This window comes from Desulforhabdus sp. TSK (genome assembly GCF_022836495.1).
Lineage (GTDB): Bacteria > Desulfobacterota > Syntrophobacteria > Syntrophobacterales > Syntrophobacteraceae > Desulforhabdus.
This window is the reverse complement of the sequence record NZ_BQXM01000047.1, coordinates 1-20,839: the sequence shown is the minus strand read 5'-3', so window position 1 is coordinate 20,839 and position 20,839 is coordinate 1. Positions and strand designations below refer to the sequence as shown.

Genomic DNA, 20,839 nt, shown 5'->3' with positions numbered 1-20,839 from the left:
AGGGACGTATCAGTCCGCAGTGAATTCTTCGAGTCCTCCTCCATGGAGGACTCGATCCCCTGACCGGATATTCTCCATGAGCCGAGAAAAGGTGTCTTCATGACGGAAGCAAACCAGCAGTTGCCGCCCACGTCCCAGCCGGATCCCAGTGAGCCTCCCGCCGAAAACCCGGAGCATACCTGGGGCATGTTTTGTCACTTGAGCGCACTCGTGGGGTTCATCTGGTTTCCCGTTTCCATCTATTTTCTTGTCCCCTTTGGCCATATCCTTGCGCCCCTGACCATCTGGCTCCTGAAAAGAAAGCAATATCCCTTTGTGGATGAGCAGGGCAAGGAGGCATTGAACTTCCAGATTTCCATGACCATTTATGCGCTGGCTTCCACGCTGGCAGCATTTGTGTTTATCGGCTTCTTTCTGCTCATGATTCTCGCCGTTGCCGACGTGATCCTGGTCATCATCGCTGCCGGGAAGGCCAATGAAGGCAAAACTTACCGCTACCCTTACACCATCCGCTTCCTCCGCTAGTATGGGATCGCCTGGAATGTTACGACAGCACATCAGGCGACGGGGGTGGAACAACGCTTTCTTCCGCGGACGGGCAGCATGAATGAAGAGATCCTTTACCTGGGGTCTGGAGCTCTCCTGGGATTGACGGCGGGTCTCTCCCCCGGACCCCTCCTCGCTCTGGTCATTTCAGAGACCCTGAAGCACAGTCTCCGGGAAGGCATCAAGGTCTCCCTGTCTCCCCTCATCACGGATCTGCCCATCGTCCTTTTCACTGTGTGGGTCCTTTCGCGACTCGCCGACCTGAAGCCTGTCCTGGGAGCCGTCTCCCTTTGCGGAGCCGTTTTTCTTTTCTACCTGGGTTACGAGAGCCTCACTACCCGGGACATCCCCCAGACAATGCAGCAGGCGAAGCCTCAATCCCTGCAAAAAGGCGTCATCACCAATTTTTTGAACCCGCATCCCTACATGTTCTGGTTTGCCGTGGGAGCCCCCATGCTCTTGAAAGCATCCCAGGTCAGCACCCTTTGCTGTGTCTTGTTCATTTCGGGATTTTATATTTTTATTCTGGGATCGAAAATCGTCGTGGCAGCAGTCGTGGAACGGTTTCGCACCTTCCTGAGCAGTCGAATTTATATCAACCTCTTAAGATTTCTGGGGGTAATCCTTCTGGGATTTGGGGTGTCCTTTCTCTGGGAAGGATGGAAGCTGTTCAAGCTTTCTTGACCGGACGACGGACGTGCGACGTCTTTCCGACCCGTCCTCATGCTGGCAGAACGGCGCGTGGCCGGCTTTTGGCGTCCATCGCCCGGTCTTCGTCAGAAAAAACCGCCTTCTCACCGAATGGGATATTCCCAAAAGTATGTCGATGAGCCCGACTCATCCGAAGCCGAGCGTGCCTGCCCTCTGTAGCTGAAGGCAATGAATTGGCTCCCGGGAGGTAATGTCAGCATTCGTCTGAAATCCATGGAATCGTCGATGGGCTGCGCGCTGGAACTGAGGAGTCCTCGCATCTCCAGGACCTTTCCCTGGGAATCCAAAAAGAGGACCGCTATATGAAAGTATTCGATATACGTGAAGTTGTTCCTCAATGAAGGAGCAAAATCCACTGATCCATTCAGGTTGAGGGTATTCTGATTGCGTTCGTAGTCGTAGGTTAGGGTCAGGTCACGTGTCTGCCAATAAGAAACTTCTCTGCCGCTTTCCTTGAGAGGAATCCAGTTTCCCGGGGAAACCGTCTTCCCCACGACACTGAAAGAAAGGCTTTGACATCCGGTCAGAAAAGCTAAAAGCACGACTGCTGGCAAAGTTTGCCAAAGCTTGTTTTTAATGAACTGAACCATCGGTTTCTCCTTTGATTTTCAGTTGAGACCCGCTGCCGGGTCGTGTGGGGTATTGGCTCAGAGGCTGTCCAAAAATGAGTCCATCACGCTGAGCATGCACCTTATTTCGTCATTCCGGCGGTCTTTAGGCCGCAATCCAGGTTTTTCGCTGGGGTGGATTCAGGCTTAAAGACCGCCGGAATGACGAGGAAACGAGTTTTTAGACAGCCTCTGAGTGATCTGCCGCCGGATGTGCTGACTCAGGAACCCGTCGATGCCGGCTGAGTAGGCCTCACCCGTCAACTCATACGCATTGTTGTGGTCGCCTTTCAAGTCGAGAAACTGTTTGGGCTCGCGCGCGGCATGGAAAAGCTCCAGACCCTGACTGTAGGGTACAATTTCGTCTTCCCTGCTGTGGGCAATCAAAACCGGAACCGTGACACGGCGGAGATATTCCAATGTATCATAATGATAACGAGAAAGCCACCGGGCAGGAAATACCGGGTACAGATGGGCCGCCATATCGGGTATGGAGGTGAAGGTCGCCTGGAGGATGAGGGCTGCGGGATGCGTCTCCGACGCCAGCTTGGCGGCAAGCGCTCCCCCGAGGGATTCTCCAAAAAGGACGATGTCACCCGGATCGACCCCCCGCGTTTGAGTGAGATAATCCCAGGCTGACCGGGTATCGATATAAGTGCCCTCTTCACTGGGTGATCCATGGCTTTTCCCAAAGCCTCGGTAGTCGAAAATGAACACGCTGAATTGCATGGAGTTGAACATCTTGATGTACTGAAGCCGGTCGGAAATGTTTCCGGCGTTTCCATGGCAGAAAAGGATCACCGCCCTTTCCCGCTCAGCCGGAACGAACCATCCGAAGAGCTCGACGCCATCTGCGGACTTGAAGGTGACGGCGTCGTAGGCAAGGTCGATGTTGTGAGGATTGGACACGATCTCACGGTCAGGGAAGTAAATGAAATGGGATTGAAAAATGTAGAGGATCGCTCCCATGAAGAAATAAACGCTCAAAATGGAAAGAATGGCGAAAACCATTGCCTGGCGCATGATTTTTTTAGGGACATGCGGAACGTTTTGTTTGACTTCCTGAATGTTTTCCATGGACATGGCCGTATCCCATATCCAGCCCCTACTAGCCGCCGGGAGTCGTGGAAAGCGTCCCACGGCGGAAGACCCTTTCAAGGCTGCAAATCGAGATCCTCCAGTGTGCACGCGGACCTTCATTTCCTCGGGATTCCGGTTCGAATCGACTTCAGAGTTGCATATCTTCTCCCAAGGTGTCAATAAACGATTTGTGCGGCAGCAGGCGCCGCAGGAATATTCCCAGGACGGGTTTAAACCTCCCGGACCCGGTGATGCGTTTCACTGCGGTGGACCGGGTTGACGAAGGGCGGTAGATTGGCGGGAGAATACCGTGGAAAACGCAGGAAATGCTCCCTCCCGCGGAACTTCCGCCTGAAAGGGAGCATCCTTCCCATGGAAAGCGAAAAGGGCAACGGCCCTCTGCTGAACCTTCGAATGGAGATAGATGGACTTCGTCAACCTCAGTCTAGACGGGCTGCACTTCCGATGTACAATGGGGACAGCGTGTGGCTTTGAGGGCGATGGAGGAGAAGCAGTATGGACATTCCCGGGTGGTGACCTCCTCGGGAGCGGCCGGTTTTTCCATCTGCGCTCTGAGCTTGTTGATGCTCTTGATGAGCAGGAATACGGCAAAAGCCACTATGACAAAGCTGATGACCGTATTGATGAAAAACCCGTAATTGAGGGTGACGGCACCGGCCTTTTTGGCGTCGGCCAGGGCCAGGTATGGGCCTGCCGTTGCCCCATCCTTCAGAGTGATGAAAAGGTCGGAAAAATCCACATTACCCAGGAGGACGCCGATGGGGGGCATGATGATGTCAGCCACGATAGAATTGACAATGGCTCCAAAAGAAGCACCCATGATGATACCGACCGCCATGTCGACGACATTCCCGCGCATGGCAAATTCTTTGAATTCTTTGAACACGTTCTTCTCCTCTCTTTTCGGTGGGATTGTTAGCAGGACTCACAGTGAATCCATGGTAATATTTCCACCAATGTAAGCTCACCCTACTCTGGTTGCAACTATTTCATTAGAATACATGCAGTCAAAGAGGACTCCATGTTCATTCTTTGTCCATATTTCCAGTAAAGCATTGGCGGTATCAATTCACCTGACAAGAATGGATTTTCCATGCCATCCCATCGAACGCTCTCCCCTCGCGAATTTTTTACCGGCTTGAAGTCCGCCGTGGGTCGCACCCTGCCCAGGAAAATTTGCTTCCTCTCCGCAGCCGGTCTACTGGTCCTGCTTGCGCTGTATACGGTCCTGGGATTTTTCGTGCTTCCCTTGACGGTGCATCGCTTCCTCTCGGGATATGTTCAGGAGAAGCTGCATCTGCAGCTTCGCATGGAGGCCGTACGCTTCAATCCTTTCCTTCTGAAGGCCGAGGTGGTGCAGCTGAGACTGGAGGAGCCCGGCGGGGCGCTTCTGGCAGGTTTCAGGGGATTCGCCGCGGACTTGGAATGGAGCAGCCTTTGGAAAGGGGTGTGGACGCTTTCGGAGCTTTCTTTGGAGGAGCCCGGGGTCAACATAACCCTGGGAGCGGATGGTGCCCTCAATCTGACCCGACTGCAAACACCCGGGAAAGTCTCGGATGCTCCCGGTGCAGGGAGCATTCCGCCTTTGAGAGTCGAGCGCCTCAAGGTGGCGCGCGGGGAGGTGACCTTCACCGACAAGCGGCATCCAGAGCCTGTATCCGTGCGCATCCAGCCCCTGGATTTTGACTGTGTTCAGCTTTCCACCCTCCCGACACCCCCCGCGACCTGGAGCCTGGAGGTGGGCTTGCCCGACGGGGGAGCCCTTCACAGCCAGGGGAATCTCGCTCTCCACGACTTGAAGTCGAGCGGCACCTTGACTCTGGAAAAGCTCAAATTGTCCACACCCTGGAGCTTCTTGAAAGACCAGCTACGGCTTCAATCTCCACCGGGCATCCTCGACCTGAAGGCTGAATATGCTCTGGATTTCACTGCACCTGCTCCCGCCCTGGACCTCAAGGGTCTCGAGCTGAGCCTCTCCGACCTGGCGCTCCAATCCAGTGACGCTCCCAAAGCCTTTTTTCAGCTGGGGAAGTTCCAGCTTGCCGGAGCTCGCCTGGACCTGGCGGCTCGCAAGGTGGAGGTGGGGAATATCGTTTTGCAGGGTGGGGCCATGGATCTTTTGATGGATGAGCACGGAAAGCTCAATGTGCAGGACATGATGGCTTCGAGGCCCCCTTCCCCGCCCCCTAAACCTGCCTTCAAACCGAAGCTTCCGGCCAATTCCCCCCCGGCCGCCCCTGCATCTCCCTGGCAGATTCTCCTGAAGGAGGTGGAGGTCCAGGATTTCGGAGTGACTTTCCTGGATCAAGGCCGTTCCCCTGCCGTCCAGGGAGCTGTGTCCAGCCTGGACGGGGCTTTCAGTGGGGAGATCGAAGCCGGCCCAGGGGGGACCAATGTCCTTTTACACGGCATTTCCGGGGGGCTGAAGCAGGTTCGTGCGGGAACTGAAGTGCCTGGCGATACTTCTCTCGGGATCGAAGCTGTCCAGTTTGAAGGTGGAAAGCTGAACCTCAGGGACCGCGCTGTGGAGGTGTCGCGTGTGCGTCTCGAGGGGGCCAGTATCCCTGTCGTAAGGAATGCCGAAGGACAGATCAACTGGGAGCGCCTTTTTGCTCCTCCAACCAAAGGAACGATTCCGCCCGCAGCGCCCGGCGGAAAGGAAAAAGACGCCCCATGGCGATTTGCCGTCCAGATGATCGAGATGGTCCGCTTCGGGCTGGACTTTTCGGACCTCGGGCTGCAAAGTCCCCAGCCCGTCTTCAACCTGGAGGACCTGGCCCTCCAATTGGGTCCCGTCGGGGAGCCGAAACCCATGGCGTTTTCCTTGAGCTTCAAATTGCGCCAGGGAGGGCAATGCGCATTTGAAGGGGAGATACAGCCTGACGGCTCATGGGTGGAATCGAATGTCCATGTGTCGCGGTTCCCCCTGGTTCCTCTGCAGCCGTACCTGGATCGCTTCGTCCTCCTCACGCTTCAAAAGGGGGATTTCTCATCCGAGGGGACCTTCCGCTACCAGAAGGGATCAGATGGACCGCACCTGACATACGACGGGCAATTCAGCTCCGAAAATCTTTTGCTCACCGAGCCGGGATCTCAGGAGCCCTTCTTTGGTTGGAAGTCCCTCATGGGCTCCGCGTTGAATTTCTCTTTGAACCCAAGCCTTCTAAAGATCAGGGAGATGAAATTTTCTCAGCCTTTCGGGGAGTTCATCATCGAGAAGGATCGTACGGTGAACCTGTCACGGGTGTTTAAAAAACAGCCCTCGAGCGGGAAAGATACTCCGAAGGGAACAGGCCCCCGATCTGCGTCTCCCGGAAAGACGGCAGGAGAGCCCTTCCCCTTGCGGGTGGACAAAATTCACCTGGAAAACGGCCTCCTCAATTTTGCAGATTTGAGCATGGAGCCCCAGTTCGCGACGAAGATCCATCAACTGACGGGTGTCATCAACGGTCTGTCCTCCTCTAAAGACTCTAGAACACAGGTCCAATTGAAGGGCAATGTCGACGATTACGGCGATGCTGCCATCAAAGGCGAAATCAATCCTTTCGATCCCGTTCGGTTCTCCAATATCCATATGACCTTTCGCAATGTGGAGATGACGAAGTTGACGCCGTATTCCGGCAGGTTCGCGGGTCGCAAGATCAATTCGGGCAAACTCTCCCTGGATCTTCAGTACAAAATCAAGGAGAGCAGGCTCCTGGGGGACAACAAAATCGTCGTGGACCAGTTGACTCTCGGAGAAAAGGTGGAGAGTCCGGATGCCCTTGACCTCCCCCTGGATCTGGCCGTCGCGCTTTTGAAGGATTCCCGGGGACGCATCAATATCGGTCTCCCTGTCGAAGGAGATCTGAACGATCCTCAGTTCAATTATGGACAACTCATTGGAAAGGCCCTGAAGAACTTCATCGGCAAAATTCTCACCTCGCCCATTCGCTTCCTGGGAGGCCTCCTGGGTAAGGAGAACGAGGGGATCGAGGCTGTCGCCTTTGACCCCGGGACGGCCATTTTGTCGCCTCCGGAGCGTGAAAAGCTCCAGAAACTGTCGACGGCCCTCAAGATTCGCCCGAATTTGAGCCTGTCGGTGCAGGGACGATACAGCCCGACGGTCGATGGCGATGCAATGAAATCCCTTTCTCTGCGGCGCACCTTGGCCGAGCTCCTTGGCACCAAACTGGAGCCTGGTGAAGACCCCGGCCCCCTGGATGTGAGCGACCCGAGGCTCCAGCCCCTGCTGGAAAAGCTCTTCTCGGAAAAATTCGGAAAAGAGCAGCTGAATGAGCTCAAGAGCACGCTATCCGTGGCGGCATCTCCACTGAGCACGGCGAAGGGCGGTCCGGGGCAGGAGACTGAACGTCTCACGCGCGCGCTCTTTGAAAAACTTCTGATTCGGGAAAACCTTTCAGACCTGGAGCTGCAACAATTGGCCGAAGCCCGCGCCAAAGCCATTGTGTCGGAGATCCTCCGGGCAGGAGGCATTCCTGCCCAGCGACTGAGCGTCAAGGCACCGGAGGTTTTGGACGAAAAGGAGCCCATCACGGCAAAGCTGGAGTTGATCCCTCAAAAGAAATGAATTCGTCCATTCATTGACACAGAATGGTTCGCCATTAGAATTTAGATAAGTGTTTATTCAACGAATACAATCTTTCCGACCTGAAAGAACGAGAGGGAGGAGAATCATGGATGATATGCAGCAAATCCGCGAAACCCTTATGAATGTCATTGGCGAAGAGGGCTGCGGCGCTTCATGCGAGCAGGCCGACATTTTCCATGATGACGAAGGCTGGAAGATGCAGCTGGAGTCCTTCATGGGGCCGTGGAAACTTGGAGAAACCGTCGATGAAGCCAAAAGCACCATTAGAGAGCTCGCTTCGATGGGATTTGGCCTTTCATAAAGATTGAGCGCTTTGGAAACGCTGGATGTCTGCGACAATTCGACATCCGGCGATGAGGGATTGAGTCATGGCACAGGAAGATTTCAGCTGTTCGGCATGTGGAGAGGATTTCGACCGGGAAACGGCTGTGGCGGAATGCCGCATGTGCCACCGGTCGTTTTGTGAAGAATGTATTGACGAGCGAGGCTATTGCGTGCCCTGCAGGAAGGATGCGAAATAAAGAAGAATCTTGAGCCTTCGCGATACCCGGCCCGGAGCATGCACGCAAGCTTGTCTCCGGGCTTTTTTGAGGGATCGATGGGAGAGGATCTGAATTTCATGGGAAGCCCCCGATACATCATTGAGGCAAAAAACCTCAGGAAGACCTTCGGAGAGTTTGTGGCGGTGGACGATGTTTCGTTTCACCTCCTCCAGGGAGAGTGCCTGGGGCTGCTTGGACCCAACGGCGCAGGTAAGACTTCCACGATTCGAATGGTTTACGGCTTTTCACCCATGACGGATGGAAGCCTTCATCTGTTCGGCCTCGACATGAAAACAGAATGGCGTGCCATCCGTTTCAGCATTGGAGTCTGTCAGCAGGAAAACACCCCCGATCCGGATCTCACGGTCCTGCAGAATCTCCAGGTATTTGCAAGCTATTTCGACATGCCCCGACGTGCGGCGAAGGAGAAGGCCCTGCAGCTCCTCCAGTACATGGCCCTGGACCATCGCAGGAATGATACGGTGACCAGTCTTTCAGGAGGCATGCTGCGACGCCTCATTCTCGCACGGGCTCTCCTCAACGATCCCGAGCTGCTCATTCTTGACGAGCCCACCACCGCACTGGATCCACAGTCGCGTCACCAGGTATGGGAACGGCTGGAGGAGCTCCGATCCGAAGGGCTCTCCATCCTCCTGACGACGCACAACATGGACGAGGCGTCCCGCCTCTGTGACCGCCTCATCATCATGGACCATGGAAAAATACTCGTGCAGGGGAAACCTTCTGCCCTGATTCGAGAATATGCGGGCCGGGATGTGGTGGAGATCACGGAGCCCGACCAGGAGCTGCGTGATTTCGTCCAGTCGCAGCAGTTCATGCACGATGATCTCGGACACCGTCTCATTATTTATGGTCAGGCGGACGACCGTGTTTTCGAAAGAATCGGCAGCCGCTTTTGCAGGGAAAAATGCATCCAGCGCATGGCCACCCTGGAGGACGTTTTTCTAAGGCTTACGGGAAGGGAGCTTCGCGAATGAAAACCGTCGCGTCTTTCGGCATATCCCGCCGCTTCCTGCGGGTATGGAACCGGAACCTGGTGGTTTACAGGAAAATCTGGCTCATCAATTTTCTGCCGCCCCTCTTCGAACCCCTGTTCTACCTCCTGGCTTTCGGGTTTGGGCTGAGTACCTTCATTGAAAGAATCACCTTCGAGGGGGTGGAGCTTTCCTACATCCGCTTCATCGCCCCTTCCCTGCTCGCCGTTACCGTCATGTACAATGCCTTTTTTGAAAACACCTACGCCTCGTTTGTCCGTATGTATTACCAGAAAACCTTCGATGCCATGCTGGCCACGCCCCTCTCCCTGGAAGAAGTCATCACGGGTGAAATTGTCTGGGGGGCCACGAAATCCGTCATCGCTGCAGCCATCATGCTGGTGGTGCTCAGTCTGTTCGGTCTCGTCGCTTACCCATGGGGGCTGTTGATCCTTCCCCTGGCCTTTCTGGGAGGATTGGCCTTCGGCTCCGTCGGAATGCTCTTCACGGGGATCGTTCCGGGAATCGATACCTTCAACCTTCCCATTTTCCTTTTCATCACCCCCATGTTCCTCTTCAGCGGAACATTCTTCCCCCTGGACAACCTTCCGGCCTGGGCAAGGGAGGTTGCCCTGATTTTTCCCCTGACTCACCTGGTGCGGTTGACCCGTTATTTCTGCCTGGGTGTTTTGAGGGTGGACCTGCTCTGGGGTGTCACATACCTTGCGGTATTCGCCATGGTCTGTTTTCCCCTGGCTCTCTTCGCCATGCGCCGTCGACTCATTCACTAGATTCGTACGCAAATCTCAATTGCTCATCATGAGCGTCACGCCGGCGGAAGCCGGGGTCCAGAAAACCGCATGAACCCTGGATTCCGGCTCTCGCCGAAATGACGAAACTTCGATCTTCCGTCGGTATTTCTATTTATCCGGAATAGGCAGGTCCGCAGCCCTTTGCCAATGGTTATACATACGAAAAATCAGGCTGTTCCCAGTGCTAAAAAAGAACTTTCATTCGCAGGCCAAGCACCACGGCCGTGTCGACATCTTCCTTCCGTGGGATGCTGACACCGTCGGCGGTCACCACATTCAGGTAATTCTCCTGGGTGGGCCAGATGACCTGCAGATCAGGCGTCAGGTGCAGCCAGGGAGTCACTGCGAGGCTGTAGAAAGCTTCGATCCCCTGCTCATCCCCTAAAAATGACCGGGTCTGCTCCTCCAGGACGACTCCGCCGTCGACGATGGCTAACCGTCCTCGGGTGAACTCTGGGTTGCTGACATCGACGTAGTAATACCCGATGCCGAACCGATCGAGGGGCCTGCTTTCTGAAACCCCCTTCCCACCCAGGCCGACACTGAAGAAGTAGTTCATGGGATTGGGATTTCCATCAGAGGCGCCAAACCGGCCAAAGAGGCCGAACCCCTGCCCGGAGCCTTTTTTGACCTCATAAAGGTACTGGTCGAAGTTGTAGTAAACCGTCCAGGACCCCGTCTCCTTTGAAATTTCGCGGTTTTCCAGGTTGATGCGCAGATTCTGGTCCAGGGAACCGTAGGTCTTGTTCGTATAGGTGGCCCCCACAACCTGGTGGCCGGTGAGGCCAAAAAAGTCCGTCCTGACGCGAGCCTGGCCCGCAACCGTCGTGTCATCAAACGCGTCGTCGAACCCGGCGGAATTTGCCTTTCCGTTGGTGTCCAGAGCCAGAATGCTGATGATGGCCGCATCGGGGTCTTTCGTGGGGAGTATGACGATTCCTCCGCCGAGAGTCGAGTAGGGGGTGCTGACAACAAGAAGGGGATTGATGTTGAATGCAAGGTTGAAGAACTGCTCATCCCCTTTGCCATGAGCAAAATCATTCATATCTCCAGTGGTCACGGTGTCGAGCTTGCCGGCCACCAGACCGAAATAGGGAGAGAAAAACTGGGTGAAGGAGACCTCCGGCACATTGAATTCGTTGGAGTCCGGCATGGGATAGACCTGGTTGCTGTTTACCGGACTGAGTGCCCCTGTACTGCCGTTGACCGAGTTTCCAAAGTTGCCCTCCGCCTCCACTGAGAGGAAGCCTCCCGGCCATAGCCCCAGCTTTTGGGTATCCACCCGAAGCGCAACAAGACCGCGGCCACCAGACTCAGGGTGGCTGTTGTCCTTACCACCGCTGGCGACTCCCTGAACAATCTCCGTCAAACTGATATCGAATGTAACGCCTCTTGCAGCCAGGTCATTTCTGAGCCCACCCCAGTCCCCCGTGAGGGTCGGTTGTGCCCAAAGTCCCCCATAGTATTCATAAGAAGAGGGCGAGAGCTGTTGAAGGGGCTCTTTGCTGCCGGCCGGCTCTTGAGTCTTTGCCTGTACCATGTTGTGCAGCAGCACTCCTCCAAGCAAGCTGACGGCCATCACCACCGTCCTCAATACCTTCATGTTTTCTCCTCCTCGTCATATCCCTATTCCAAAACCTCTCCCACCGGATACAGTTCAGCCGTCCAGGAGGCCACTTTCAGACCAGTTCCTGGTAGTGGCCTCCCGCATCTTCAGGACTATGGATTCTGCGCTGCAAGGACAATTTCAATCCTGCGGTTCTTGCGTCTTCCTTCCGGAGTACTGTTGGAGGCTGCCGGCTGCTCATCTCCGTATCCGGTTGCCGACATCAGAGCGGGATTCACCCCTTCATGTTGCAGGTATCTGACCACATTTGTAGCCCGGGCAGTGGAGAGCTCCCAGTTCGAGGGGAAGCGAGACCGAAGCTCGGGACCGATGGGAACGTTATCGGTGAAGCCCAATATCTCGATGCGCTGGTTGGTGAGGGTTTTCAGGGTGGGAACGATCTTGTTGAGTGTCTCTCTTCCTCTTTGATCAAGCTCCCATCCACCCTCGGGAAAGAGGATCTCGTTGAGCATGGTGACCTTCAACCGGTCTTGCAGTTGCTGAATCTCGACTTGGTCCGCGTTGAGCTCAGCCCTGAGCGCCTGGTTCAACTCCTGGTAAGCCTGGTTTTGACTCTCGACTTTATTATATGCAGCCTGCGTGACACATCCCGAAATCAACACCAACACTGAAAACAAGATAACTGTTCTTCTCATAACCTCCTCCTCGTCGTGCAACCCTGTACCTCCCCTGCCATGATCCGACCCCACGTATTCTCAATTCAGGAAGCAGCCAGAGCTGCCTGGAGCTTTGCCTCGTCATCATGTGAAAGGGAAGTCTTGAGGATTTTGCCTCCGGTTCCTTTAAGCTCCTCGAGCACCTTGTCGGGTGTAGCCTTTCTTACCAGGACGAAGAGCACCGAACTGTTGGGCTTGAGTGTAGCTGCCAGGTCCTTCATGAACTTGTCATCAATTCCCACATCGGTTAAAGCTCCCGAAACAGCCCCAGCGGTGGCTCCAACGGCCAGACCGAGGATGGGGTTCAAAAAGATGAGCCCGATGAGAGAGCCCCAAAAACCTCCCGACACTGCTCCAGCGGCAGTCAGGTTATACATCTGGTGCAGCTTTACCTTATCCTTCTCGTCCTTGGTTACTACCACCGCGTCCTCCAAATCGATGAGGTAGTCTTTCTGCATTTTTTGCAGCATGAGACGAACCTCTTGCGCTTTGAAAACGTCGTCGTAACCAATCACAACCAGTGTGCTCATTTCATTTATCCTTTCGCTTGAGTGTCGGTAAAAGGGGAACTGAGTGCCGAGCGAGGATCACAAGTACGCAGCCGTTTGCCTTCATCGCTTTTTAGGAGCGGCATGCTGCCGCGACAGACGCTGCGGTCGTGCCTGTCACGGCTGGAAGCCGTTCCGATTTTACTGGTTCTTCTTTACATGCACAGGCGCAGCGCCTTCCATGTATGGAAACGATCCCCTCTTTTGAGAGGCTACTGCTGCTAACAACTTACTCACAGCGACCGGGAGCTCTCAGGGCTGCGTAACCTCCAGTGCAATGGCCTCCGTGAATCTCATGACCACTTGATCTCCCTTCTTTATTTCCTTGAATCTCTTTACCGATTTGTCCACCTTCAAGGTCTTGAGCTGTCCGTCGGGGGTCTCGAGTGTGATGGTCCGCTTCTTGTAATCAATGTCTTTGACATTTGCCTGGACCTGGGTAGTATTTGCGATGATACCATCCGGCTTTGCCCCCTTTGGAGCGAGAGCAACTGTTTGCGCCTCTTCGCCTCCTACCGGTTCACCAGCCTTTGTCACAAAGATTGCCAGCTCCTCGACGTAGTCCACCTTTACCTTGTCGCCCACCTGGACCTGGTCCAGGTTTCTTGCATTCGGGGCATGCACGGTAACCGTTTTTCCTTCTTTCCCTTCCAGCGTCACAGTGTGTTTCTGGGGATCCACCGCCTTAACCGTTGCAGTCAGCTGGGTCACATCCGTAACGATGGCTCCGGGCTTCTGACCTGCAATGGCTGCTTTCTCCTCCTTGGCCATTGCATAAGAAGCCAGTCCGCCCACCAAAGCCACCGTCAGAACCGCCGTCCAGAATCTCTTCTTCATACGCATCCTCCTGTTTGTACATTAGACATGTGTGTAGTTAGACCCATTGGGTCTCATTGTCTCCACGGCTCACGATTGAGCCGGGAGACACTTGAGACTACAGTTCAACGGCCGTAAGATCCAAAAGAGTCAAAAACGGCAGATTTATTCCACAGCTTTGACCCGCGGGACCTTCCAGGTGTCGTCAATGATCGAAGGCGGTGTCTCCTTTGGCCAATACAACCGCATCATGAGAATGAATTTGTCCTTCGGGGCCGGCAGCCAGTTCGATTCCTTATCGGGGCCGGGGCTTTGATTCTGGATGTAGAGATCTACCGATCCATCCGCATTGGGCTTCAGATCCTGCCGGGCACTGATGCTTTGGCGGTTGATGGGGTTTGGAACGAAAAAGTAGTCCTTGTCATACATCGTCAGTGACCAAAATCCATTCACGGGCGGAAGCTCGCCTTTGTTGAAATGCATCAAGTACTTCTTATCGCCGCTGAATGAGCTCAGGACGGAAGGTCCTTCCGAGGTGGGGTAAACGGCGTCCTGCGGACGATTCGCCCCGAGACCGATGGCGGTGATCAGAGCCCGCTGAATATAGTTCGTTCCGTAGACCCCGGTCTTGGTGGTGAACAGCCAACCGTTTTCCAGTTTCATATCTCCCGCAACAATCCCTTCCTTCATCCAGAGCATGATTTTTTCATTGGCGATTTTGGGCACGAGAGAGAAGGCCTCCCGAGCTGCGGGGCCGAGTTTGCTGCCATCGAAAGGCTGGCCTGGGACGATCCCGATCTTGGCCATCTTTTCGACCATGGGCTTATCGGCCTCTGCCGGGGGGTTGTCTACCATCAATTTCGCCAGCAACGTGAAATATTCATCGACGCTGAGCGCGTTTACCTGATCTCGGACAGCGGTTTTCATATCGAAGGACGGATCGACCTTGCCGGGCGGAGGTGTGTAAGCCTTGCCGTAGGAGCTGAGCGGCACGAGCTTGATCTCATCTTGCATCTTGTGGACGGCAGCGTAATCTTCAGGGGTGCCGGTGCAGTAGATACGACCAAGCAACCATACCATGGCGGTGGGCGATTTGTATTCCTTCACGCCCTCCGGCAAACTGCCCTTCCAGCCGGGGCCGGTGATCGCATAGGTCTGCGGACCCGTACCCGTCGTCCGTGTGCCGGGTACCTGGAAAACAGTCGTCCAACCATCGAGCATCGGGAAAAGGTAGTACCGGCCGTGAGCGTCCGGCAGGCTCAACACCCACGGCTCTTGACCGACGTCGATGAATCCCGTGGCGTAGAGCGTGTCGGCGTTGGGCGCGGTGACAAGATGGTCGTCCACGGCTGGATACTTGCGCATGAGGACAAGCTGCCCCATGGGTGCACGAGACCCTTCCGGTTTTTCAACGTTGGTGAGGCCCCTGCGGGTGTATTCCATGGTCACGAGCGGGTATCCATAGATGTAGGCCTCGACACCCAGAGGGACCGCCCCAAATACACTTTCATCAGCTCGAGTTGCACCGCCGCCCGTCATGAGTAAAGAAGCACCGGCCATAGCCGCCGCCAAGATCAATAGCAGTCGTTTCATCATCTTTAGCGTCCTTATAGATGTTGTTCTGATAAGATTTGGTCTTTTGATTCGCGAGGTTTCTACCACTCTTGACAACCGACACGACTCGGCGGTCTGCGGTGTTGTTCATGCCTACTGAGGCCCATGCTGCAGATGATGTATCGGTTGACCGTCAACCGCGACCGCTTCCGCATTCTCGAGCTTCTTGATGTCCGCCTCGGTGAGCTTCGGCCGGTCCACCTTGATCGTCAGCTTGTTGAGCCTGGCGGTCAGAGGGAACGGCGGCTTGTAGTCCTCGTCGTTGACGCCGGTCAGGGTGTCGGAACCGATGTCGAAGCTCTCGTCCCACTGCAGGATCATGGGCAGGGTGTGAGGCAGGGTGATGGTTTGGACCGGCTTGCCGTCCACCTTGAGGGTGCCGGTGCCGGGACGACCGAGGCCGCTCATGTTGTTGAACGCCAGCGTGCCGATGCCGAGGCCGTCATACTTGAAGTCGAACTCCAGGGTATGCTTGCCGGGCGCGAGCGCGTCGGGTCCTTCCCACTTGACGCGCTTCAGGTCAATAAGATTCCAGAGGAATACGGGTTTGCCCTTGAGCAGGTAGAAACCGTAGCCGGCAAAACGGCCGCCGGAGGTCAGAATCATGCCCTCGGCGCCGCTTTGGGGCACGTCGATGTCCGCTGTGATGGTGTACGAGGCGTTGAGCAGCATCGGCGAATCACCCTGCGGCAGTCCGACCATCGGCTTGGTGTATATGAACTCCGTGCGACCAGCGGTGATGTTCGGGCGCGGCGCTACGATGCGGGCCGCTACCGAGGCGTCCAAGGGGAAGACCTGGTACTTCCTCGCTTCCTCGATGAACATCGTCTTCATTTCTTTCAATTTGTCCGGATACTTATCGGCGAGGTTCTGAGATTGGCTGAAGTCCTTGTCCAGGTTGTAAAGCTCGAGCACCTGGTTGTTCAGCGGGTCGGGATTGGCGGCGCCGAAGGCTTCCCACGGCGCGCGGTTGACCTTGGTGCTGAGCAGCCACCCCTCGTGATAAAGCGCCCACTGGCCCATCATCTCGAAGTACTGGGTCTTGTGCCGGGACGGTTCCCTGGCGTTTTTGGAATCGAATGTGTAGGCAAAGCTCGTCCCTTCGATGGGCGCCTGCTTGATGCCGTCCACAAATTCCGGCGCGGTGATGCCGGTGACATCGAGGATGGTGGGGACCACGTCAATGACGTGCATGAACTGCTCGCGCAGGGCGCCCTGATCTTTGATGTGGCCGGGCCAGGAAACGGCCATGCATTGCCGGATGCCGCCGAGCTTCGAAGCGTTTTGCTTGAACCAGGTGAAGGGCGTATCAAAGGCCCACGACCAGCCCGCCGACATGTGGTTGTAGGTCTGCTCCGTGCCCCACACATCGTACCATTTCATCTGCTCGGCAACGGGCATCATGTTGACGCCGTTGAAAAACGCGACTTCGTTGGGCGTGCCCATCGGGCCGCCCTCGGCGCTCGTTCCGTTGTCGCCGTTGATGTAGATGATGAGCGTGTCGTCCAGCTTGCCCATATCTTCGACGGCTTGGATGACCCGGCCAATTTCGTGGTCGGTGTACGCTTCGTAAGCGGCGAAAATTTCCGCCTGCCTGATGAAAAGCTTCTTCTCATCGGGTGTGCAATCATCCCAGTTCTTGATCACATTCGTCGGCCAGGGTTCGAGCTTGGTGTCCGCCGGGATGACACCAAGGCGCTTCTGGTTCTCAAAGATCCGCTCCCTCAGTTTGTTCCAGCCGTCGTCGAAGAGGTGCATGGCCTGAATCTTCTCGACCCATTCCTTGGTCGGATGATGCGGTGCGTGCGTGGCACCGGGGACGTAATAGAGGAAGAAGGGCTTGCTTGGATCAATCTGGTTCACACGGTTGAGATACTCGATGGCGTCGTCGGCCATGCCTGTTACCAGGTTCCAGCCCGGCTTGCCCTCAAAAGGATAGATCTGCGTCGTGTTGCGGAAAAGATTTGGCTGCCACTGGTTTGCGTCGCCCCCAACAAACCCGTAGAAATAATCGAAGCCCTGTCCGATGGGCCAATTTTCAAACGGCCCGACCTGGCTGGCTGCGAAGGCCGGCACGTTGTGGTCCTTGCCGAACCAGGAGGTGGCGTACCCGTGCTCCTTGAGGATGCGGCCGATCGTGGCCTTGTCCTTGGCGATGATGCTGTTGTAACCCGGGAAGCCCGTGGACTGCTCCGCGATGACGCCAAAGCCGGCTGAGTGATGATTGCGCCCGGTGATGAGGGCGGCGCGCGTCGGCGAACAGAGTGCCGTGGAGTGGATGTTATTGAAGCGCAGGCCCGTCTTTGCGAGGCGATCCATGGCGGGCGTCGGAATGACGCCGCCGAACGTGCTCGGCACACCGAAGCCCGAATCGTCGGTCATGATGAGCAGGATATTGGGTGCTTTCTTCGGTGGGACCACGCGAGGCGCCCACCAGGGCTTCGATTGCAGGGCATCGTCCTTGATGACGCCGCCGAATTTCGGGTCGGGTGGGGGAAGTTGCTTTCCGTCGATGGTGGTCGTGGCGCTGGGTGAGCCCAACTCGCCCGTGACCTGCTGGGCCATAACCGGCGTTGCTGCCAGCACGCAAATGGCAACCCACGCGAATACTGCTGTTGAAAATGGTTTTCTTTTCATAAGATTCCCTCCTGAATTGGGTTGCGATGAAGCATCTTGATTTTCTGGAAGCACACGTCGCTGAGGAGAACAGCCCCCCGCAGCGCTCTCTCAAGGCGGGGGAGTGGCAGGCCCCACCACCCCCCTGGATTTTGCAACCGCTTCCATGCCGGAGGTTGTCGAGATCTGGCTGAATCTCACCACCGGGAATTCTTTCGCCATTTCCATGACCAGGACCACCTGCCCGTACAGCTCCGAGCGCAGGTGCCGGTCGAGATCCGCCTCTCTCTCCCACCACTGCTCAAAGAGAAGAACCCGGTTCTCCTTCACATCCTGGTAGACGTAACACTCCACGCACCCGGGACTTACTCGAGTCCGTTCCACCAGTGAGTCCAGGATGTCACGGGCTTTGGAAAATTGCCTGGCCGCAAACTTCATTCTGATGCTGGCATGAATCATCATCGATCTCCGGGATGCACCGTGAGATGGAGGGTTATGCCGACGATGCTCGCATTGAGCATGAAAGCTTCCATCACATCGAAAAGGCCGGATAAATCTTGCCGATGGGTCATCAGCTCTCATGGTGACGGTTGAGCGTGCATCAGCAGTTCACAAAAAATGAAGGGCTTAAAAGAGTAGTTAGCAAAATTCATGCCACAAGAGACATGAAAGGCAGGCCGAGCTTAAGTGCTCAAAATCAAATCCATTTCAAAATGTAAAGAAAACATCGGGCGAGCTGATGGTGAAATTTTAGACGATATTACGGCATCTATGACGACATTTCGGCATTCAAGCCCCCGGACGGTGGATGCCAAGCCTTTTCTTCGGTATGGATGGTGCAAAAATATTTATGCCCAGGGGATGGATGGTTGATGAAGTCAGACCCGCAGAGGAGTGTTCGCATACGGGAACTGTGGGTAACAGGAAGGATGGGAGGTTTCAGATCTTCAGGCCGGCTTTTCCGAGCCCGTCAAGGATGACGTTGATGAGAGCGTCGCTCTTTGCGTAGAAAGCGATCAGACGGCGTGCGTCGCTCTGGAAATCGGGCTTGATCTGGAGCAATTCCGCTGCTGCCACACGAGCTTCCGGCAATCTTCCCCATTGGCCGAGCGCCACTGCGCGCAGCAAAGGATCCCACAGCAACTGGGGCGATTGAAACATGAGGGTCTCCCGGTAGGCTTCCTTATACCTCTCCTCATAGATATGGCAGAGGCAGGGCGCCATATGGAACCACCCCGGGTAAAAGGGATTCAGCTCGATCGCCTCTTTCAACAGGTGTAACCCTTCATCCCATTGACCATACAGAGCCATGGCCCAGCCGATGACCGCCACATGGGTCGGGGAGTTGGGGTTGAGCCTGAGCGTTGCCTCGGCCTCTCGAAAGAAATCATCCCGCTCACCGACCAGCAAAAGCACATAGGCAAGAATGGTGTGGGTATACTGATTTTGCGGCTCCAGGTGCACCCCCTTTCGGGCATACCGGAGAACCTCCTCCATCGGCAGGCAGTATCCTTTGGACCATAGCGCATTGTTGTCTGCATGGAGGTTGGCAAGCATCGCCCACACCACACCCGATTCAGGATCCCGCCCATGGGCCTGCTCCAGGGCATCCAGAGCCACGCGGAAGGTTTCCTCGGAAACTGAAAGGGTATACCGGTGCATATAGAGAAAGGCATCGTACGTTTCGAACGTCTGAGGCACCCTCCCGCGCGACTCCTTGGCCAGTTTTCGGAGTATGACGCCCAGGTATCCTCCGATCCTTCCCGCAACCCGTGCAGCAATATCCTCCTGAATCCCGATGAGGTTCTCGACAGTGAGATCACGCCGGTATTGTTCCCCCCAGATCTGCATCTGGGTTACCGTGTCGATCAAGCGCACCGCGATCTTGATGCAGTCCCCTCCCCTTCGGACGCTCCCTTCCAGGAAAAATCGGACGTTGAGCTCCCTTCCCACTTCACCGGCACTGATTTTGAGCCCCTTCATCTTCATGGCGGAATGATGCGCCACAACCCGAAGATCCTGGTACCTGACGATTTCGGCGGTCAGTTCTTCCGTTAGACCGTCTGCAAAATGCTCCTGCTCCGGATCGTTCGAAAGATTCACCATAGGCAGGACGGCAATGCCGGGTCCGGAAGGCATGGAAATCAATCCCGTGTCGTGCCGAAACGGGAAAGCGGCTTGCTCGCGGCTCTTCTCCAGGGACAGATCACGAAAGACCGGAACATAAGTTCCTTTGGGAACCGCGATGTGCACAGGGTCTTGTGCTCCATGGGTCAGATAATAGCGCTCCAGTGAAGCTCGAAGCTTCCCGGCGAGAATCCTGACAGTGGGGTCTTTCACGGCATCGAAGGTTTCCTTCTTCTTCAGGACTTCGGTGGCGATGGTGAACCCCTTGATCTGATGGGAACATCCGGAGAGAGTCCGCTCCACAATGAACCGCAGGAAGCCGGACAGCGTTGGTTTGCCCTTGAATTCAGGACTTGCCAAAATACCGGCAAGCTGCTTTCGGACCGCATCTTCGGGAAGGGGTTGATCCGCCACGACTGAAGTGGAATTTTCCGGTTCGTCACGCATGGGCAATCCTGCCTTCAAAAGATACAAAAATATCCTTCCCCGCACCCTGTTGCTCGTGTCGATCACAAAAAAAATCGCCAGGATACTGTTAATTACAGTAACTATATTCCCATATATCTCGTTTTTTTGTTCAATACCACACTTAGTACACGTCCACAGAATGAGATTTCCATTTCGCCGCGCGTCATTCCGGCAGTTTTTAAGCCGGCATCCAGTGTTCTTCTGTGGATTTCGGCTAAAAGACTGCCGGCATGACGAGGAAACGAGTTTTTAGACAAGCCTCTAAGGACCTGAAATCTTTCGGCGGTGGATACTTTTTGCTCCATTGGATGCTTCTTGACAGGACTTCATCTTTTACCTAAACTGAGCGATTCGGCACGGTCATAGACCTAGGCCTGCCGTGTGTTTCAACTGCTCTTCTTCAGGCCCAAGTGAATACCGGCGGTGTTCCGCTATTAGTCCAGAGTTTATCGAAGTTGAGC

General features: G+C 55.3%; 19 protein-coding genes. 7 read left to right on the top strand and 12 right to left on the bottom strand.

The window, feature by feature from the left end:
• The first annotated feature begins 99 nt into the window (after positions 1-99).
• Both MWC30_RS19820 and MWC30_RS19815 read left to right on the top strand, forming a co-directional pair.
• Positions 100-525 carry a DUF4870 domain-containing protein gene (locus tag MWC30_RS19820; RefSeq protein ID WP_244085940.1) on the top strand — a complete coding sequence of 142 codons (426 nt, stop codon included), beginning with the start codon at positions 100-102 and terminating at the stop codon, positions 523-525.
• Between the two features lie 78 nt (positions 526-603).
• Positions 604-1,230, top strand: coding sequence for a LysE family translocator (locus MWC30_RS19815; RefSeq protein WP_244085939.1), 627 nt, complete (start codon positions 604-606; stop codon positions 1,228-1,230).
• Positions 1,231-1,340: 110 nt separating this feature from the next.
• Here the strand turns inward: MWC30_RS19815 and MWC30_RS19810 are convergent, their stop codons facing one another.
• The 3 genes from MWC30_RS19810 to mscL form a co-directional block, all read right to left on the bottom strand.
• Entirely contained in the window at positions 1,341-1,847 is a 507-nt protein-coding gene (locus tag MWC30_RS19810) for a hypothetical protein (RefSeq protein ID WP_244085938.1), read from the bottom strand.
• A 165-nt stretch (positions 1,848-2,012) separates the two neighbouring features.
• Positions 2,013-2,948: an alpha/beta hydrolase gene (locus MWC30_RS19805; RefSeq protein WP_244085937.1), complete on the bottom strand. Its 936-nt coding sequence runs from the start codon at positions 2,946-2,948 to the stop codon at positions 2,013-2,015.
• A 442-nt stretch (positions 2,949-3,390) separates the two neighbouring features.
• Positions 3,391-3,852 (bottom strand): large-conductance mechanosensitive channel protein MscL, encoded by a 462-nt coding sequence (gene mscL, locus MWC30_RS19800; RefSeq protein WP_244085936.1) that lies wholly within the window; start codon positions 3,850-3,852, stop codon positions 3,391-3,393.
• A gap of 207 nt (positions 3,853-4,059) precedes the next feature.
• Between mscL and MWC30_RS19795 the strand changes: the two genes are divergently transcribed.
• The 5 genes from MWC30_RS19795 to MWC30_RS19775 all read left to right on the top strand — a co-directional run bounded on the left by MWC30_RS19795 (position 4,060) and on the right by MWC30_RS19775 (position 9,885).
• The gene (locus tag MWC30_RS19795) at positions 4,060-7,536 is read left to right on the top strand and encodes a DUF748 domain-containing protein (protein ID WP_244085935.1); all 3,477 of its coding nucleotides are present in this window, start codon (positions 4,060-4,062) and stop codon (positions 7,534-7,536) included.
• 106 nt (positions 7,537-7,642) lie between these two features.
• Positions 7,643-7,858, top strand: coding sequence for a hypothetical protein (locus tag MWC30_RS19790; protein ID WP_244085934.1), 216 nt, complete (start codon positions 7,643-7,645; stop codon positions 7,856-7,858).
• A gap of 67 nt (positions 7,859-7,925) precedes the next feature.
• Positions 7,926-8,078 (top strand): hypothetical protein, encoded by a 153-nt coding sequence (locus tag MWC30_RS19785; RefSeq protein WP_244085933.1) that lies wholly within the window; start codon positions 7,926-7,928, stop codon positions 8,076-8,078.
• Positions 8,079-8,176: 98 nt separating this feature from the next.
• On the top strand, positions 8,177-9,097 hold the full coding sequence (locus MWC30_RS19780; protein ID WP_244085932.1) for an ABC transporter ATP-binding protein: 921 nt from the start codon (positions 8,177-8,179) through the stop codon (positions 9,095-9,097).
• Positions 9,094-9,885: an ABC transporter permease gene (locus tag MWC30_RS19775; protein ID WP_244085931.1), complete on the top strand. Its 792-nt coding sequence runs from the start codon at positions 9,094-9,096 to the stop codon at positions 9,883-9,885. The genes MWC30_RS19780 and MWC30_RS19775 overlap by 4 nt, the downstream gene beginning before the upstream one ends.
• Before the next feature lie 205 nt (positions 9,886-10,090).
• On the opposite strand, the gene MWC30_RS19770 is transcribed toward MWC30_RS19775, so the two are convergent.
• From MWC30_RS19770 to MWC30_RS19730, 9 genes are all read right to left on the bottom strand, one after another.
• A complete protein-coding gene (locus tag MWC30_RS19770) occupies positions 10,091-11,509 on the bottom strand; it encodes a carbohydrate porin (RefSeq protein ID WP_244085930.1) in 1,419 nt (472 codons plus the stop codon).
• Between the two features lie 116 nt (positions 11,510-11,625).
• Positions 11,626-12,168, bottom strand: coding sequence for an OmpA family protein (locus MWC30_RS19765; protein ID WP_244085929.1), 543 nt, complete (start codon positions 12,166-12,168; stop codon positions 11,626-11,628).
• Between the two features lie 65 nt (positions 12,169-12,233).
• Positions 12,234-12,719 (bottom strand): DUF1269 domain-containing protein, encoded by a 486-nt coding sequence (locus MWC30_RS19760; RefSeq protein WP_244085928.1) that lies wholly within the window; start codon positions 12,717-12,719, stop codon positions 12,234-12,236.
• A gap of 270 nt (positions 12,720-12,989) precedes the next feature.
• Positions 12,990-13,574, bottom strand: a complete 585-nt coding sequence (locus MWC30_RS19755; RefSeq protein WP_244085927.1) for a hypothetical protein — start codon at positions 13,572-13,574, stop codon at positions 12,990-12,992.
• Between the two features lie 144 nt (positions 13,575-13,718).
• Entirely contained in the window at positions 13,719-15,092 is a 1,374-nt protein-coding gene (locus tag MWC30_RS19750) for a DUF1254 domain-containing protein (RefSeq protein ID WP_368860902.1), read from the bottom strand.
• 168 nt (positions 15,093-15,260) lie between these two features.
• Positions 15,261-17,732 carry an arylsulfatase gene (locus tag MWC30_RS19745; protein ID WP_368860901.1) on the bottom strand — a complete coding sequence of 824 codons (2,472 nt, stop codon included), beginning with the start codon at positions 17,730-17,732 and terminating at the stop codon, positions 15,261-15,263.
• Between the two features lie 162 nt (positions 17,733-17,894).
• Positions 17,895-18,245, bottom strand: coding sequence for a putative quinol monooxygenase (locus MWC30_RS19740; RefSeq protein ID WP_244085924.1), 351 nt, complete (start codon positions 18,243-18,245; stop codon positions 17,895-17,897).
• Positions 18,246-18,722: 477 nt separating this feature from the next.
• Positions 18,723-20,357, bottom strand: coding sequence for a hypothetical protein (locus tag MWC30_RS19735; protein ID WP_244085923.1), 1,635 nt, complete (start codon positions 20,355-20,357; stop codon positions 18,723-18,725).
• Between the two features lie 101 nt (positions 20,358-20,458).
• Positions 20,459-20,683 (bottom strand): hypothetical protein, encoded by a 225-nt coding sequence (locus tag MWC30_RS19730; protein ID WP_244085922.1) that lies wholly within the window; start codon positions 20,681-20,683, stop codon positions 20,459-20,461.
• Between the last annotated feature and the right edge of the window lie 156 nt (positions 20,684-20,839).